This window comes from Streptomyces sp. PA03-5A (assembly GCF_033792725.1).
Lineage (GTDB): Bacteria > Actinomycetota > Actinomycetes > Streptomycetales > Streptomycetaceae > Actinacidiphila.
Window position 1 is genome coordinate 274,619 of the sequence record NZ_JARAVL010000002.1, and the last position, 15,177, is coordinate 289,795.

Genomic DNA, 15,177 nt, shown 5'->3' on the forward strand with positions numbered 1-15,177 from the left:
GGGCAGGGCGGATACTCTCTCTAGGGCGGATCAGCCCAGCCGGGAGCACCGGGAAAGGCAGGCGGCGTGCTGGAAGGGCGACGGGACACCAGGTTCGGGCGGCTGCTGCGGCACGGCTTCAGTGACGCCGTGGCCGCCGAGGCGCTGCTGGGCGGCGAGCAGCTCGCCCCGGTGCGCAGCGACCCGGTCCTGCTCGACGCGCTGGGCGCCACGGCCGACCCCGACCAGGCGCTCGCCTCCCTTGTACGGCTCCTCGAGGCCCTCGATCCCGGGGAGCGGCGCACCCTCCTCGACACGCTCACCACGGCCAAGCCGCTGCGCGACCGGCTGCTCGGGGTGCTGGGCGCCTCCGTGGCCCTGGCCGACCACCTCACCCGGCATCCGCGCGACTGGCACGCCCTGGTCACCTACGAGCACGCCGACCTGCACCCGGGGACCACGGAGTTCGAACGGGGGCTGGCCGGGGCCGACGACCCCGAGTCGCTGCGCGTCGCCTACCGGCGCTGCATGCTGGGCATCGCCGCCCGCGACGTGTGCGGCACCAGCGACCTGGTGCAGACCGCCGCGGAGCTCGCCGACCTCGCCACCGCGACGCTGCGTGCGGCCCTGGCCATGGCCGAGGAGGAGGCGCCGGGCGATGCCGCGCTGTGCCGGCTGGCGGTGATCGGCATGGGCAAGTGCGGCGGCCACGAGCTCAACTACATCTCCGACGTCGACGTCATCTTCGTGGCCGAGGCCCGCCCCGACGCCGAGGAGGCCAAGGCGCTGCAGGCCGCCACGCGGCTGGCCTCGCGCATGATGCGGATCTGCTCCGACACCACCGTCGAGGGCAGCATCTGGCAGGTCGACGCCAACCTGCGCCCCGAGGGCCGGCGCGGCCCGCTGGTGCGCACCCTGTCCAGCCATCTGGCCTACTACAAGCGCTGGGCCAAGACGTGGGAGTTCCAGGCGCTGCTCAAGGCCCGGCCGGTGGCCGGCGACCCGGCGCTCGGGCAGGAGTACGTCGAGGCGCTGTCGCCCATGGTGTGGCAGGCCGCGGAACGCGAGCACTTCGTCCAGGACGTGCAGGAGATGCGGCGCCGGGTCGTGGAGAACATCCCCGTCGCGCACCTCGACCGGGAGCTGAAGCTGGGCCCCGGCGGCCTGCGGGACGTGGAGTTCGCGGTGCAGCTGCTCCAGCTCGTGCACGGCCGCACCGACCCGTCGCTGCGCAGCGGCACCACCTTGACCGCGCTGTCCCAGCTCGCCGCCGGCGGCTACGTGGGGCGGGCGGACGCGGCGGCGCTCGACACCTCGTACCGCTTCCTGCGGACGATGGAGCACCGCATCCAGCTCCACAAGCTGCGCCGCACCCACCTGGTGCCCGAGGACGTGGCCGACCTGCGGCGGCTCGGCCGCTCCCTGGGCTTCCGGGCGGACCCGGTGGCGGAGCTGCAGCGGGAGTGGCGGCGGCACGCGCGGGAGGTGCGCCGCCTCCACGAGAAGCTCTTCTACCGGCCGCTGCTCGACGCGGTCGCCCAGCTCGCCCCCGGCGAGGTGGGCCTGACCCCGGACGCGGCCAAGCAGCGTCTGGAGGCGCTCGGCTACGCCGACCCCACCGCGGCCCTGCGCCACCTGGAGGCGCTGGCCTCGGGGGTCAGCCGCAAGGCCGCCATCCAGCGGACCCTGCTGCCGGTGCTGCTCGGCTGGTTCGCCGACTCCGCGGACCCCGACGCGGGTCTGCTCAATTTCCGCAAGGTCAGCGACGCCCTGGGCCGCACCCCCTGGTACCTGCGGCTGCTGCGGGACGAGGGCGCCGCCGCCGTCAACCTCGCGCGCGTGCTGTCCTCCGGGCGGCTCGCCCCCGACCTGCTCATGCGGGCCCCCGAGGCGGTCGCCCTGCTCGCCGACGACGAGGGGCTCCAGCCCCGCACGCGTGGTGCGCTGGACCAGGAGGTGCTGGCCGCGGTCCACCGCGCGGACTCCGCCGAGCAGGCCGTCGCCGCGGTACGCGGAGTCCGCCGCCGCGAGCTGTTCCGCACCGCGGCCGCGGACCTCGTCGGGGTCCACCGCGACGACCCCGACGCCATCGGCACCGCCCTCACCGACCTCAACGCCGCCGCCGTCACCGGGGCCCTGCAGGCCGCGGTCAACGCCGTCGAGGTGGCCGAGGGGGAGCCCCTGCCGACCCGGTTCGCCGTCATCGGGATGGGCCGCTTCGGCGGCCACGAACTGGGCTACGGCTCCGACGCCGACGTCCTGTTCGTCCACGAGCCGTACGAGGGCACCGACGAGCACCGGGCCGCCAAGGCCGCGCTCAAGGTCGCCAACGAGCTGCGCAGGCTGCTGCAGATCCCCACCACCGACCCGCCGCTGCTCATCGACGCCGACCTGCGCCCCGAGGGCAAGAGCGGACCGCTGGTGCGCACGCTCGGCTCGTACGCCGCCTACTACCGGCGCTGGTCGCTGGTCTGGGAGAGCCACGCCCTGCTGCGCGCCGAACCGGTCGCGGGCGACGAGGACCTGGGAGCCCGCTTCATCGGCCTCGTCGACCCGCTGCGCTACCCGGCCGAGGGGCTGCCGGAGGAGGCGGTCCGCGAGATCCGCCGGCTCAAGGCCCGTATGGAGTCCGAGCGGCTGCCGCGCGGCGCCGACCCGACGACCCACGCCAAGCTGGGGCGGGGCGGGCTCAGCGACGTCGAGTGGACCGTGCAGCTGCTGCAGCTCCAGCACGGCGCGCAGTTCCCCGGCCTGCGGACCACCCGTACCCGGCCGGCGCTGGCCGCGGCCGCGGCGGCGGGACTGGTCCTCGCCGAGGACGCGGAAGTCCTGGACGCCGCCTGGATCCTGGCGAGCCGGATGCGCAACGCCGTCATGCTCGTCCGGGCCCGGGCCGGGGACACCTTCCCCGGTGACGGCAAGGAACTCGCCGCGGTGGGCCGGTACCTCGGCTACGAGCCGGGGCACGTGGGCGACATGGTCGAGGAGTACCGCCGGGCCACGCGCCGGGCCCGCGCGGTGGTCGAGCGCCTCTTCTACGCCACGTAGTCCGCGCCCGCCGCCCGCCTACGCCGTGGCGACGCGCACCTGGCGCGGCAACCGGTAGGCGAGGCCGCCGTAGACCGCCCAGGAGGCGGCGAAGCCGACGCCGAGGCAGAGGGTGCCGCCGGCGGCGTCGAGCCAGAAGTGGTTGGCGGTGGAGACGATGACGAGCAGCGTGACCACCGGGTAGAGCACGCCCAGCACCCGCACCCAGGCCCGCCGCGCGAGCATGGCGACGGTGATGCCGCACCACAGCGACCAGCCGATGTGCATCGACGGCATGGCCGCGTACTGGTTGGAGACGTGCGCCAGGTCGCCCGACGCCATCGACCCCCAGGTGTGGTGGATCTTCACGGTGTCGATGAAGCCGCCGCCCTCCATCAGCCGGGGCGGCGCCAGGGGGAAGAAGTAGTAGCCGAGCAGCGCGATGCCGGTCGTCACGAAGAGGACCAGCCGGGTCGGCGCGTAGCGCCCGGGGTGCCGGCGGAACAGCCAGACGAGCACGGCGAGGGTGACGATGAAGTGGAGCGTCGCGTAGTAATAGTTCATCGCGACGATGAGCCACGTTACCGAGTTCACGGCATGATTGACCGCGTGTTCGAAGGCGAGCCCGAGGGACCGTTCCAGGCCCCAGACGTGGCCCGCGTTCCGCATGGCGTCGTCCTGCTGCTCGGGCACGGCGTTGCGCACCAGTGAGTAGATCCAGTAGCTGACGGCGATCAGCAGGATCTCGAACCACAGCCGGGGCCGGCGTGGCGCCAGCAGTCTGTTGCCCGTCGTCGCTCCATCGGCGTCACGGGAATCGATGGAGCGCGGTGGTACGGCGTCACTGCGGTGGGCCATGGTCTTCGCGGTCGATTCCCCCATGGGGCGATAGTCTGCCATGCGGTCCGGTGCCGTCCGATCAACCCCCGGTGGGATTGCGTGCATCCCGCGTACGCCTCCCGGTCGACTGCTGTACGGGTACGGCTGCCCCGGCCTTGGGACCTGATGCCGTCGAACCGCGGACGACCAGTTCGGGCAGGAAAACGAACTCGCTGTGCGGTGCCGGGGTACCGCCGACCTCCTCCAGCAGCGCGCGCACCGCGGCCTGGCCCATGGCCGTGACCGGCTGCCGGATGGTCGTGAGCGGCGGATCGGTGAAGGCGATGAGCGGGGAGTCGTCGAAGCCGACGACGGAGACGTCCCCGGGGACGGACAGCCCCTGCTGCCGGGCGGCGCGGACGGCGCCGAGCGCCATCATGTCGGAGGCGCACACCACGGCCGTGCAGCCGGACTCGATCAGGCCGGAGGCGGCAGCTTGACCACCCTCGAGGGTGAACAGCGAGTGCTGGATGCGCCCGGCCGCCTCGTCGGCGGCTATGCCGAGCACCTCCTCCATGCTGCGCAGGAAGCCCTCTATCTTGCGCTGCACGGGGACGAACCGCTTGGGACCGACGGCGAGGCCGATCCGCTCGTGGCCGAGCGCCGCCAGATGGGTGACGGCCAGACGCATGGCACCGCGGTCGTCGGGCGAGACGAACGGCGCCTTGATCTTGCCGGAGAAGCCGTTGATCAGGACGAACGGTACGCCCTGGCCGTGCAGCCGGTCGTAGCGCTCCACGTCGGCGGTGGAGTCGGCGTGCAGTCCGGAGACGAAGATGATCCCGGCGACACCGCGCTCGACGAGCATCTCGACGAGTTCGTCCTCGGTCGAGCCGCCCGGGGTCTGGGTGGCCAGCACCGGGGTGTACCCCTGCCGGGTCAGGGCCTGCCCGATGACCTGGGCGAAGGCCGGGAAGATCGGGTTCTCCAGCTCCGGGGTGATGAGCCCGACGAGGCCCGCGCTGCGCTGCCGCAGCCGCACCGGCCGTTCGTACCCCAGCAGGTCGAGGGCGGCCAGCACGGATTGGCGGGTGGCGGCGGAGACCCCGGGCTTGCCGTTGAGGACACGGCTGACGGTCGCTTCGCTCACCCCCGCCTGGGCTGCGATGTCGGCAAGCCTTGCGGTCACAGGATTGGACTGTACCGGTCGCATCTCAGATCGCCCACCAGATGCACGAATCAGCCGGAAGACGGACGGATCCGCCGGTGAACGCCACGGGCTCGGAGGAGAGCACCGGCCGCCCCGGCACGGGGAGTTGGACCGGGGCCGAACGGGCGTTGACGGTGCACACCAGGCCGGGACGGGAGAAGGCCAGCACCCCCTCGGGAGCGTCCAGCCAGCGCATCGGCCCGTCGCCGAGGCCGGGCAGTTCACGGCGCAGCCGCAGGGCCGAGCGGTACAGCTCCAGGGTGGAGTCGGGGTCGCCGGTCTGCGCCTGGACGCTCAGTCCGCCCCAGCCCGCGGGCTGCGGCAGCCAGCTGCCGGCCGGCCCGAAGCCGTGGCTGGGGCCGTCGGCGGTCCACGGGATGGGCACCCGGCAGCCGTCGCGCAGCCCGTCCTGGCCGTTGTCCCGGAAGAAGGAGGGGTCCTGGCGGACCTCGTCCGGCAGGTCGGTGACCTCGGGCAGACCCAGTTCCTCGCCCTGGTAGACGTACACGGAACCGGGCAGCGCGAGCATCAGCAGGGCCGCGGCGCGGGCCCGGCGCAGCCCGGCCGCACCGCCTCCGTAGCGGGTGACGTGCCGGACCACGTCGTGGTTGGAGAGCACCCAGGTGGTGGGGGCGCCCACGGAGACGGTGGCGGCGAGGGACTCCTCGATCACCGCGCGCATCGCCCCGGCCTCCCAGGGGCACTGCAGGAAGTGGAAGTTGAAGGCCTGGTGCAGCTCGTCGGGACGGACGTACAGCGCCATGCGCCCGGCGTCGGGCGCCCAGGCCTCGGCGACGCCGATGCGCTCGGACGGCAGTTCCTGCGGCCCGGGGCCGGGGGAGTAGGAGTCGAGCAGCCGGCGCCAGGCGCGGTGGATCTCGTGCACCCCGTCCTGGTCGAAGAAGGGGAGCACCTGGGAGCCGATCATCTTGACCTGCTCCTTGTGGCCGATGTCGGGCAGCCCCGGCGCCTTGACCATGCCGTGGGCGACGTCGATGCGGAAGCCGTCCACGCCCAGGTCCAGCCAGAAGCGGAGGATGGCGTCGAACTCCTCGCGGACCTCGGGGTGCTCCCAGTTGAGGTCGGGCTGCTCGGGCGCGAAGAGGTGGAGGTACCAGTCGCCGTCCGCGACCCGGGTCCACGCGGGGCCGCCGAAGACCGACTCCCAGTCGTTGGGCGGCAGTTCGCCGTGCTCGCCCTTGCCGGGGCGGAAGTGGTAGCGCTCACGGGCCGGCCCCCCGCGCCGGTCCGTGAGCGCCGCCCGGAACCACGCGTGCCGGTCGGAGGTGTGGTTCGGGACGATGTCGACGATCACCCGCAGGCCCAGCTCGTGGGCGGTGCGGAGGAGCGCGTCGGCATCCGCGAGGGAGCCGAAGAGGGGGTCGACGGTGCGGTAGTCGGCGACGTCGTAGCCGCCGTCCGCCTGGGGCGAGGCGTAGAAGGGGGTCAGCCAGACCGCGTCGGCGCCCAGTTCCGCCAGGTACGGCAGCCGGGCCCGGATGCCGGGCAGGTCGCCCACGCCGTCACCGTCGCCGTCGGCGAAGGAACGTACGTACACCTGGTAGATGACGGCGCTGCGCCACCAGCCGGGTGTGCCCCCCTCGGGGGCGGCCGGGGTCTCGTCGGTCGCGTCGTGGATGACGGGGGCGAGCTCTTGGGTCATGTCGGTCCCTCGGGAGTCGGCGCCGTTCCCTGCCGATGATTCCGATCCACCGCGTGATCGGCAATGCCTTTCAAGAATTTGCGGAAGATCGCGTAACGGCTTCCAGGAGCGCGAGCGTCCCACGTCACGTCTCCCATCGGCAACTGTGAGGACACGCAGATGTAACGATCGGAAGATCTTGCAAGTCTTTGCAGCAAGGTCTTTCGTCGGGCTTTCATCCCTGTTACGTTCCTCGACAGCCCGGCGGCCGCAAAGGCGCAGTCGGCAGGGGGGACGCGGCGACGCGCCCCGCACCATCACGGGCTTTCATCCTGGAGGAGATCACATGCGGCGTGGCATAGCGGCCACCGCGCTGGTTGCGGCGCTCGGGCTTGCGGCGACGGCTTGCGGCGGCGACGACGGCGGCAGTGACAAGGCCGGCGGTCCGGTCACCATCACCTGGTGGGACACCTCGAACGCGACGAACGAGGCGCCGACCTACAAGGCCCTGATCGCGGACTTCGAGAAGGCGAACCCGAAGATCAAGGTCACCTACGTCAACGTGCCGTTCGACCAGGCCCAGAACAAGTTCCAGACGGCCGCCGGCAGCAAGGGCGCCCCGGACGTCGTCCGCGCCGAGGTCGGCTGGACCGCCTCCTGGGCCAAGTCCCAGTTCCTCGCGCCGCTGGACGGCACCCCGGCGCTGGCCGACCAGGGTGACATCAACCCGTCCCTGCTCAAGCAGGCGCAGTACGAGGGCAAGACCTACGGTGCCCCGATCGTCACCGACACCCTCGCGCTCATGTGGAACAAGGAGCTGCTGAAGAAGGCCGGCTTCGACAAGGCCCCCGCCACCTGGGACGAGCTGAAGGCGGTCGCCAAGGCCGTCAAGGCCAAGGACAAGGTCGACGGCTTCTGGCTCCGCGCCGACTCCTACTACGAGCTGCCCTTCCTCTTCGGCGAGGGCACCGACATGGTCGACGCCGCGGCGAAGAAGATCACGATCAACTCGCCCGAGGCCGTCAAGGCCGTCGACACGAGCAAGTCCGTGCTCGCCGCCCCGGGTGTCCACAAGCTCGACGTGACCGCCGACAGCTACGCCCACATGCAGGACGCGTTCGTCAACGGCAAGGTCGCCATGATCGTCCAGGGCCCCTGGGAGCTGACCAACATCTACAAGGGCGCGGCCTTCTCCGACAAGGCCAACCTGGGCATCTCCTCCGTCCCGGCCGGCTCCACCGGCAAGGCCGGCGCCCCCACCGGCGGCCACAACCTGGCCGTCTACGCCGGCTCGGACAAGGCCCACCAGGAAGCCGCCCAGAAGTTCGTCGGCTGGATGACCTCGGGTGAGACCCAGGCCAAGATCGCGCTGAAGAACGGCACCCTGCCGACCCGCACCTCCGCCTACACCGCCGAGGTCAAGGCCGCTCCCGGCGTCGCCGAGTTCCAGGACATCCTGGCCAACGTCGCCCGCCCGCGTCCGGAGCTGCCGGAGTACAGCTCCCTGTTCGCCGACTTCAACACCGGTCTGACGAACGTCCTGCAGGGCAAGACCGGCACCCAGCAGGGGCTGGACGCGACCGCCGACGCCTACAAGAAGCTCGTCAAGGACTTCCAGTAAGGCAGCCATGAGCCGTCCGGTCCGCCTCCCCCGAGCGGGGGGCGGACCGGGCGGCCCGCCCGCGTCCGCACGCATGCCCCCCGGCCGTGCGGGGCGGCCGTACCACCCTTAGCGAACCTCTCGAAAAGGTGCCGAAGATGACCGTCGCCGTCCAGGGCGGGACCCGGAAGACCAAGCGTGGCGAGGCGCCGCGCCCCGGTCCGCTCAGCCGCATCCGGCAGTCGTACAACCGCAACTGGTATGCCTGGGCCATGGTGGCGCCGGTGGTCGCCGTCATCGGCCTGCTGGTGCTCTACCCCCTGGTCCGCGGCATCTACCTGTCGCTGACCGACGCCAACAGCCAGAACGTCGGCCGGACGATCGGCGTCAACCACATCCCGGACTCCTTCTCCTGGGTGGGCTTGAAGAACTACACGGAGATCCTCTCCGGGGCGGACCACCAGTTCTGGCCGCACTTCACCTGGACCATCGTGTGGACGGCCGTCTGCGTCACCCTGCACTACGGCCTCGGCCTCGGCCTCGCCATGCTGCTGAACCGCAAGATCCGCGGCCGCACCTTCTACCGGCTGGTCCTGATCCTGCCCTGGGCCGTGCCCACCTTCGTCACCGTTTTCTCGTGGCGGCTGATCCTCGCCGACGACGGCGGCATCCTGAACACGGTCCTGCACTCGCTGCACCTGCCGACGCCCGCCTGGCTGAGCGACCCCTTCTGGCAGAAGACCGCGGCGATCATGGTCAACACCTGGGTCGGCGTCCCCTTCATGATGGTCTCGCTCCTCGGCGGCCTGCAGTCGATCCCCTCCGAGCTGTACGAAGCGGCCGAGATGGACGGCGCCACCCCCTGGCAGCGGTTCCGCTTCGTGACGCTCCCGGGCCTGCGCTCGGTGAGCAGCACGGTGATCCTGCTCGGCATCATCTGGACCTTCAACCAGTTCGTCGTCATCTTCCTGCTGTTCGGCGCGAGCGCGGGACAGGACGCCCAGATCCTGGTGACCTGGGCCTACCGGCTCGGCTTCGGACAGGACCCGCGTGACTACGCCGGGTCCGCCGCCTACGGCGTGATCATCCTGTCCATGCTCATCGTCTTCGCCTCCGTGTACCGGCGCTGGCTCGCCCGCTCCGAGAACGCGGCCGCCTGACGGCCGCCCCCGGCCAGGACATCGTCATGACGCAAGAGAGGGCAGCCACCCCCATGAGCACCACCGCAGACCTCCCCGCCACGGGGGCCGGCCAGGGCGCGACCGCCGCCCCCGCCCGCGCGGCCGTACGCCGGCGCACCGGCCGCGGCGAGCGCAGCCGGGGCGCGTCCGTGCTGATCCACGGCGTGCTGATCACCGCGAGCCTCATCGCGGCTTTCCCCGTGCTGTGGATCGCCTGGGTCTCCTTCGGCCCCGACAAGACCGACTTCCTGCACCCGGCCGACATCGCCGGCAAGTTCAGCTTCGAGAACTACACCAAGGTCCTCGGCGACACGAACTTCCTGCAGTGGTTCCTGAACTCCATGATCGTCGCCCTCGGCACCTGCGTGCTGGGCGTGTTCATCGCCGCCAGCTCCGGCTACGCGGTCTCCCGGATGCGCTTCCCCGGCCACCGGCAGCTGATGTGGATCTTCCTGGTGACCCAGATGTTCCCGGTCGCCATCCTCATGGTGCCGCTGTACAACATCCTGGCCGACCTGGGTCTGCTGGACACGTACTGGGCGCTCATCCTGGTCTACTGCACCACCGCCGTGCCCTACTGCGCGTGGCTGCTCAAGGGCTACTTCGACACCATCCCGCAGGAGATCGACGAAGCCGGCCGGGTCGACGGCCTCACCCCCTTCGGCACCTTCTACCGGCTGGTCCTGCCGCTGGCCCGTCCGGGCCTGGCGGTGGCGGCCTTCTACACCTTCCTCACGGCGTGGGGAGAGGTCGCCTACGCCTCGGTCTTCATGCTCGGCGACGACAAGTACACCCTCGCCGTCGGGCTGACCACCTTCATCAGCGAGCACGACAACCAGTGGGACCTGATGGCCGCCACGTCCGTGCTCATCGCCGTCCCCGCGTCGGCCTTCTTCTACGTCGTCCAGCGGCACCTGGTCACCGGCCTCACCGCCGGCGCGGCCAAGTCCTGACCGTCGTCCGACCCGGGGCACCCGGCCCACCGGCCGGGTGCCCCGGCCTCGCCCCCTCGCCGCACGAGCAACCACTTTTCCAAGGGATCACCATGACCCAGTACCTGGCGGACTCCACCCGTCACCCCCACTCCTGCGACCAGCCCGTGGCCACCACGGACTGGTGGAGAGACGCGGTCATCTACCAGGTCTACCCCCGCAGCTTCGCCGACGGGAACGGCGACGGCATGGGCGACATCCCCGGCGTCCGCGAGCGGCTCCCGTACCTGCGCGACCTCGGCGTCGACGCCGTCTGGCTGAGCCCCTTCTACGCCTCGCCGCAGGCCGACGCCGGTTACGACGTCGCCGACTACCGGGCCATCGACCCGATGTTCGGCACCCTCCACGACGCCGACGGCCTGATCCGCGACGCCCACCGGCTGGGTCTGCGGATCATCGTCGACCTGGTGCCCAACCACTCCTCCGACCAGCACGAGTGGTTCAAGCAGGCGCTGCGCGAGGGCCCCGGCTCCCCGCTGCGGGCGCGCTACCACTTCCGCCCCGGCAAGGGCGAGAACGGCGAACTGCCCCCCAACGACTGGGAGTCCATCTTCGGGGGGCCGGCCTGGACCCGTGCCGCCGACGGCGAGTGGTTCCTGCACCTGTTCGCGCCCGAGCAGCCCGACTTCAACTGGGAGCACCCGGCCGTCCAGGACGAGTTCCGCTCGATCCTGCGCTTCTGGCTCGACATGGGCGTCGACGGCTTCCGCATCGACGTCGCGCACGGCCTGGTCAAGGCCGACGGCCTGCCCGACATCGGCGCCCACGAGCAGCTCAAGCTCCTTGGCAACGATGTCCTGCCCTTCTTCGACCAGGACGGCGTCCACGAGGTCTACCGCTCGTGGCGGCGCATCCTCGACGAGTACGACGGCGAGCGCATCGCCGTCGCCGAGGCCTGGACCCCCACCGTCGAGCGCACCGCCAACTACGTCCGCGCCGACGAACTGCACCAGGCCTTCAACTTCCAGTACCTCGGCACGAAGTGGGACGCCGTCGAGCTGCGCGAGGTCATCGACCGCTCGCTCGACGCCATGCGCCCGGTCGCCGCGCCCACCACCTGGGTCCTGTCCAACCACGACGTGGTCCGCCACGCGACCCGGCTGTCCCCCGACGGGAAGGGCTACGACCTGCGCCGCGCCCGCGCCGCCTCCCTGCTGATGCTGGCCCTGCCCGGCTCCGCGTACGTCTACCAGGGCGAGGAACTGGGCCTGCCCGAGGTCACCGACCTGCCCGACGAGGCCCGTCAGGACCCGGCGTTCTTCCGCGCCGCCGGCCAGGACGGCTTCCGCGACGGCTGCCGGGTGCCGATCCCGTGGACCGCCGAGGGCCCCAGCCACGGCTTCGGCAGCGGTGGCAGCTGGCTGCCGCAGCCCGCGGAGTGGGCGGGGCTCAGCGTCGCCGTACAGACCGGCGACCCGGACTCCACCCTGGAGCTGTACCGCTCCGCCCTGCGGCTGCGCCGCGAGCGGGACGGCCTCGGCGCGGGCGAGTCGGTCCAGTGGCAGGACGCCCCGCAGGGCGTGCTGTCCTTCCGCCGGCCCGGCTTCGCGTGCACCGTCAACACCACCGGCACTCCGGTGACGCTGCCCGCGCCGGGCCAGGTGCTGCTGGCCAGTTCCCCCGTGGAGGTCACGGCGGACGGGGTCGTCCTCCCGGCCGACACGACCGTCTGGTGGGCCGTTTGACGTGCGGCGCGGTCGCATAGGGTCGGGGACTGTGAACACCACCGCTCGACTTGCCGACATCGCGGCCCAGGCGGGGGTCAGCGAGGCCACCGCCAGCCGCGTGCTGAACGGGAAGGCGGGGGTCGCCCCCGCCACCCGGCAGAAGGTGCTGGCCGCACTGGACGTGCTCGGCTACGAGCGTCCGGTGCGGCTGCGCCAGCGCAGCGCCGGCCAGATCGGGCTGATCACCCCCGAGCTCAACAACCCGATCTTCCCCGCCTTCGCCCAGGTCATCGAGCAGAACCTGACCGGCTACGGCTACACCGCGGTGCTGTGCACCCAGCACCCCGGCGGCTCCACCGAGGACGAACTGGTGGAGGCGCTCGTGGAGCGCGGGGTGCGCGGCATCGTCTTCCTGTCCGGGCTGCACGCGGACGTCACCGCCGACCCCGAGCGCTACGCCCGCCTGCTCGGCCAGGGCGTGCCCTACGTGCTGGTCAACGGCTTCAACCCGGCGATCGCCGGGCCGTACATCTCGCCGGACGAGCGCGCCTCGGCGCGCATCGCCGTCCAGCACCTGGTGGAGCTCGGCCACCAGCGGATCGGCCTGGCCGTCGGGCCCAACCGCTTCGTGCCGGTGCACCGCAAGGTCGAGGGCTTCGTCGAGTCGCTGGGCAGCCTGCTCGGGCTCGGCGAGGAGCAGGCCGCGGAGTACGTCCAGCACACCCTCTTCTCCGTGGAGGGCGGCCACGCGGCCGCCGGGGCGCTGCTGGACAAGGGCTGCACGGGCATCGTCTGCGGCAGCGACCTGATGGCGCTCGGCGCGGTGCGCGCGGTGCGGGAGCGGGGGCTGACCGTCCCCGGGGACGTGTCGGTCGTCGGCTACGACGACTCGCCGCTGATCGCCTTCACCGACCCGCCGCTGACCACGGTCCGCCAGCCGGTCGAGGCGATGGGCGCGGCCGCGGTGAACGCGCTGCTGGAGGAGATCGGCGGCAACCCGGTGCAGCGCGCGGAGTTCGTCTTCCAGACGGAGCTGGTCGTCCGCGGCTCCACGGGCCAGGTGCCCGGCGCCGGCCGGCGTTCCTGATCGTCCCTCATCGTCTCTGATCGTCCCCGGCCGTTCCTGATGCGCGGCGGGTGTTGAGGCGGGCCCTGGACCTGCCCCGGGCGGGGCGCAGCGGGGTGGCTTCGTCGGTCCTGGGCCCGCCTCCGTCTCGGGGGCGACCGGTCCAGCCGGCCGGGCGCGTGGGACCCGCCGTCAGGGGCGGACCCCCGGCCGGCCGAACCGGGCTGAAGAGGAACGTAACAGCCGCTCCGGCCAGGACGGAAGGCCCCTGCAGAAACTTTCTGCAAGATTCTGCAGGGACCTTTCGGAAGGGCGGGACCGCAGGTGGGAGGGGGTCAGGGTGCGATGCCCACGCCGTCCAGACGGCTCCACGCGCGCTCCTGGGCGGCGGACAGCGACGGCCAGTGCCGTGCCCCCGGGCGGGGGTACACGCGGGAGGCGTAGGGGCGCGGGACGTACCCCGGTTCGAAGGAGCACCCCGTGCCGTAGGTGGCGTCGAACGCCGGGCAGGAGGCCGCCACCGAGGCCGGCGTGGGCTTGCGGCCGGTCCGCGCCCAGGTCGCCAGTGACCGCATCGCGGCGGCGTACTCCGCGTCGCTCAGCTCGCTGTGCTCGCTCTCCCGCGTGAAGTTCTGTACCAGCAGCCGCCCGCGGTGGGCGCCCTCCAGGGAGGCCCGGTAGGCCGCCTCGTGCTCGACGAAGGCGGTCGGGTCGTCGATGGCGTGGACGGTGAGCACGGGGATCGACACGGCGCCGGTGACGTCGCTGTCGTAGGACAGGTCCCGGCGGGCCGTGGGGTCGGCGGTGAAGCGCTCCACGCCCGCGTTGAGCGCCGCGTCGTCGTGAGAGCCGGTGTAGCGGACGGTGCCGTTGCCGAACGGGTTCCGGCCGCCGAGCCGGTTGTGCACGATGTCACGGAAGGTGAAGGTCGCGAACCGAAGGTGCGACTCCAGCGTCCGCTCCGGGATCCCGGTCACCGCCAGGATGTCGTCGAGGTTGCGCTGCTGCAGGGCGGTGCGCTCCTGCGGGGGCGAGGCGTAGCCGGTGCACTCCTGCAGGCGCGAGCGCAGTCCGGTGGTGGTCATCGTCGAGTCGGCGCGCAGCCCCATCCACAGCGGGTACGGGGGCTCGGTGGGCCTGGGGTGGTTGCGGCAGTAGTACTGGTAGACCACGCGCAGGTCCACCCGGTAGTCGTAGCCGCGTGAACCGCCGCCCAGGACGCCGCTGGTCAGCAGGGCGCCGTCGTAGGGCGCATGCCGGCCGGTGCCGTAGACCTCGGCGACCTTGGCCGCCACGTCGCCGCCCCAGGACTGGCCGTGGACGAAGGTCAGGCGCGGCGCGCCGAAGCGCTCCACGAACAGCCGCCGCACCGTCTCGGTGTCCTTCGCCGCCATCCGCGTGCCGTAGCCACCGCGGCGGTAGGACGAACCCGCCCAGGCATAGCCCTCCTTCACCATGACCGACCAGCGCACCAGGTCCCCGGTGCTGCGCTCGGGGTCGGAGGTGTCGCCGAGGTCGGGGCCGCCGTGGGCGTGGACGACCAGCGAGCCGTTCCAGTCGCGCGGGACCGCCATGGCGTAGAAGGCGCCGTTCGCGTCCTGGCCCCGGTAGCAGGTGGCCTCCGCCGCCAGCTCCGCCGGGCAGTCGGCGGGGGCGGGTCCGTCGGCCGCGGACGCCGGTACGGGCCCGGCCAGGGCGGTGGCGAGGAGGGCGGCGACGCCCGCGATCGTCACGGAGATGCGGTGTCGTGCGGATCCGGACCGGGGGCGGTGGGGGGAGTGCCCGGTGACCATCGTCTCGTCCTTCCGTCGTCGTCCGGCGCTTCGTTGCGCGGGCCCCGATGCTTGGGGACGGAGGCGGTGGGGGTCCAGAGCCGTGGCCTTTGCGTTCATAGTGTTCGGCGACCGGCCGCGGCGGACCGGGATGTGACGGGGCGTCATCCGCACTCCGTCGACGCGGAGGATGTCACGTTGGAAATCCTTGCGACATCTTGC

General features: G+C 72.1%; 10 protein-coding genes. 6 read left to right on the top strand and 4 right to left on the bottom strand.

Annotated features, from left to right (window positions below; all coding sequences use genetic code 11):
• Positions 1-66 precede the first annotated feature (66 nt).
• Positions 67-3,027: a bifunctional [glutamine synthetase] adenylyltransferase/[glutamine synthetase]-adenylyl-L-tyrosine phosphorylase gene (locus PV410_RS03850; protein WP_500322295.1), complete on the top strand. Its 2,961-nt coding sequence runs from the start codon at positions 67-69 to the stop codon at positions 3,025-3,027.
• Between the two features lie 18 nt (positions 3,028-3,045).
• Here PV410_RS03850 and PV410_RS03855 read toward each other — a convergent pair whose 3' ends face one another.
• From PV410_RS03855 to PV410_RS03865, 3 genes are read right to left on the bottom strand one after another with little or no spacing between them, the layout of a single operon-like run.
• Complete coding sequence (locus tag PV410_RS03855) at positions 3,046-3,888, bottom strand: phosphatase PAP2 family protein (protein ID WP_500322296.1); 843 nt, start codon at positions 3,886-3,888, stop codon at positions 3,046-3,048.
• A gap of 37 nt (positions 3,889-3,925) precedes the next feature.
• Positions 3,926-5,014 carry a LacI family DNA-binding transcriptional regulator gene (locus PV410_RS03860; RefSeq protein WP_500322298.1) on the bottom strand — a complete coding sequence of 363 codons (1,089 nt, stop codon included), beginning with the start codon at positions 5,012-5,014 and terminating at the stop codon, positions 3,926-3,928.
• A gap of 25 nt (positions 5,015-5,039) precedes the next feature.
• On the bottom strand, positions 5,040-6,698 hold the full coding sequence (locus PV410_RS03865) for a glycoside hydrolase family 13 protein (RefSeq protein ID WP_500322299.1): 1,659 nt from the start codon (positions 6,696-6,698) through the stop codon (positions 5,040-5,042).
• Between the two features lie 325 nt (positions 6,699-7,023).
• Between PV410_RS03865 and PV410_RS03870 the strand changes: the two genes are divergently transcribed.
• From PV410_RS03870 to PV410_RS03890, 5 genes are all read left to right on the top strand, one after another.
• Positions 7,024-8,298: an extracellular solute-binding protein gene (locus tag PV410_RS03870; RefSeq protein WP_500322300.1), complete on the top strand. Its 1,275-nt coding sequence runs from the start codon at positions 7,024-7,026 to the stop codon at positions 8,296-8,298.
• A gap of 137 nt (positions 8,299-8,435) precedes the next feature.
• Entirely contained in the window at positions 8,436-9,437 is a 1,002-nt protein-coding gene (locus PV410_RS03875) for a carbohydrate ABC transporter permease (protein WP_499511501.1), read from the top strand.
• 53 nt (positions 9,438-9,490) lie between these two features.
• Positions 9,491-10,411: a sugar ABC transporter permease gene (locus tag PV410_RS03880; protein ID WP_500322301.1), complete on the top strand. Its 921-nt coding sequence runs from the start codon at positions 9,491-9,493 to the stop codon at positions 10,409-10,411.
• Between the two features lie 92 nt (positions 10,412-10,503).
• Positions 10,504-12,135 carry a glycoside hydrolase family 13 protein gene (locus PV410_RS03885; protein WP_500322302.1) on the top strand — a complete coding sequence of 544 codons (1,632 nt, stop codon included), beginning with the start codon at positions 10,504-10,506 and terminating at the stop codon, positions 12,133-12,135.
• A 31-nt stretch (positions 12,136-12,166) separates the two neighbouring features.
• Entirely contained in the window at positions 12,167-13,204 is a 1,038-nt protein-coding gene (locus tag PV410_RS03890; RefSeq protein ID WP_500322303.1) for a LacI family DNA-binding transcriptional regulator, read from the top strand.
• A 314-nt stretch (positions 13,205-13,518) separates the two neighbouring features.
• Here PV410_RS03890 and PV410_RS03895 read toward each other — a convergent pair whose 3' ends face one another.
• Positions 13,519-14,976 (bottom strand): hypothetical protein, encoded by a 1,458-nt coding sequence (locus PV410_RS03895; RefSeq protein ID WP_500322304.1) that lies wholly within the window; start codon positions 14,974-14,976, stop codon positions 13,519-13,521.
• Between the last annotated feature and the right edge of the window lie 201 nt (positions 14,977-15,177).

Excerpts from the sequence above, each read along its gene's own strand:
- PV410_RS03855 (WP_500322296.1), bottom strand. The coding sequence starts at position 3,888 with ATGGGGGAATCGACCGCGAAGACCATGGCCCACCGCAGTGACGCCGTA.
- PV410_RS03865 (WP_500322299.1), bottom strand. The coding sequence starts at position 6,698 with ATGACCCAAGAGCTCGCCCCCGTCATCCACGACGCGACCGACGAGACC.
- PV410_RS03870 (WP_500322300.1), top strand. The coding sequence starts at position 7,024 with ATGCGGCGTGGCATAGCGGCCACCGCGCTGGTTGCGGCGCTCGGGCTT.
- PV410_RS03875 (WP_499511501.1), top strand. The coding sequence starts at position 8,436 with ATGACCGTCGCCGTCCAGGGCGGGACCCGGAAGACCAAGCGTGGCGAG.
- PV410_RS03880 (WP_500322301.1), top strand. The coding sequence starts at position 9,491 with ATGAGCACCACCGCAGACCTCCCCGCCACGGGGGCCGGCCAGGGCGCG.
- PV410_RS03885 (WP_500322302.1), top strand. The coding sequence starts at position 10,504 with ATGACCCAGTACCTGGCGGACTCCACCCGTCACCCCCACTCCTGCGAC.
- PV410_RS03895 (WP_500322304.1), bottom strand. The coding sequence starts at position 14,976 with ATGGTCACCGGGCACTCCCCCCACCGCCCCCGGTCCGGATCCGCACGA.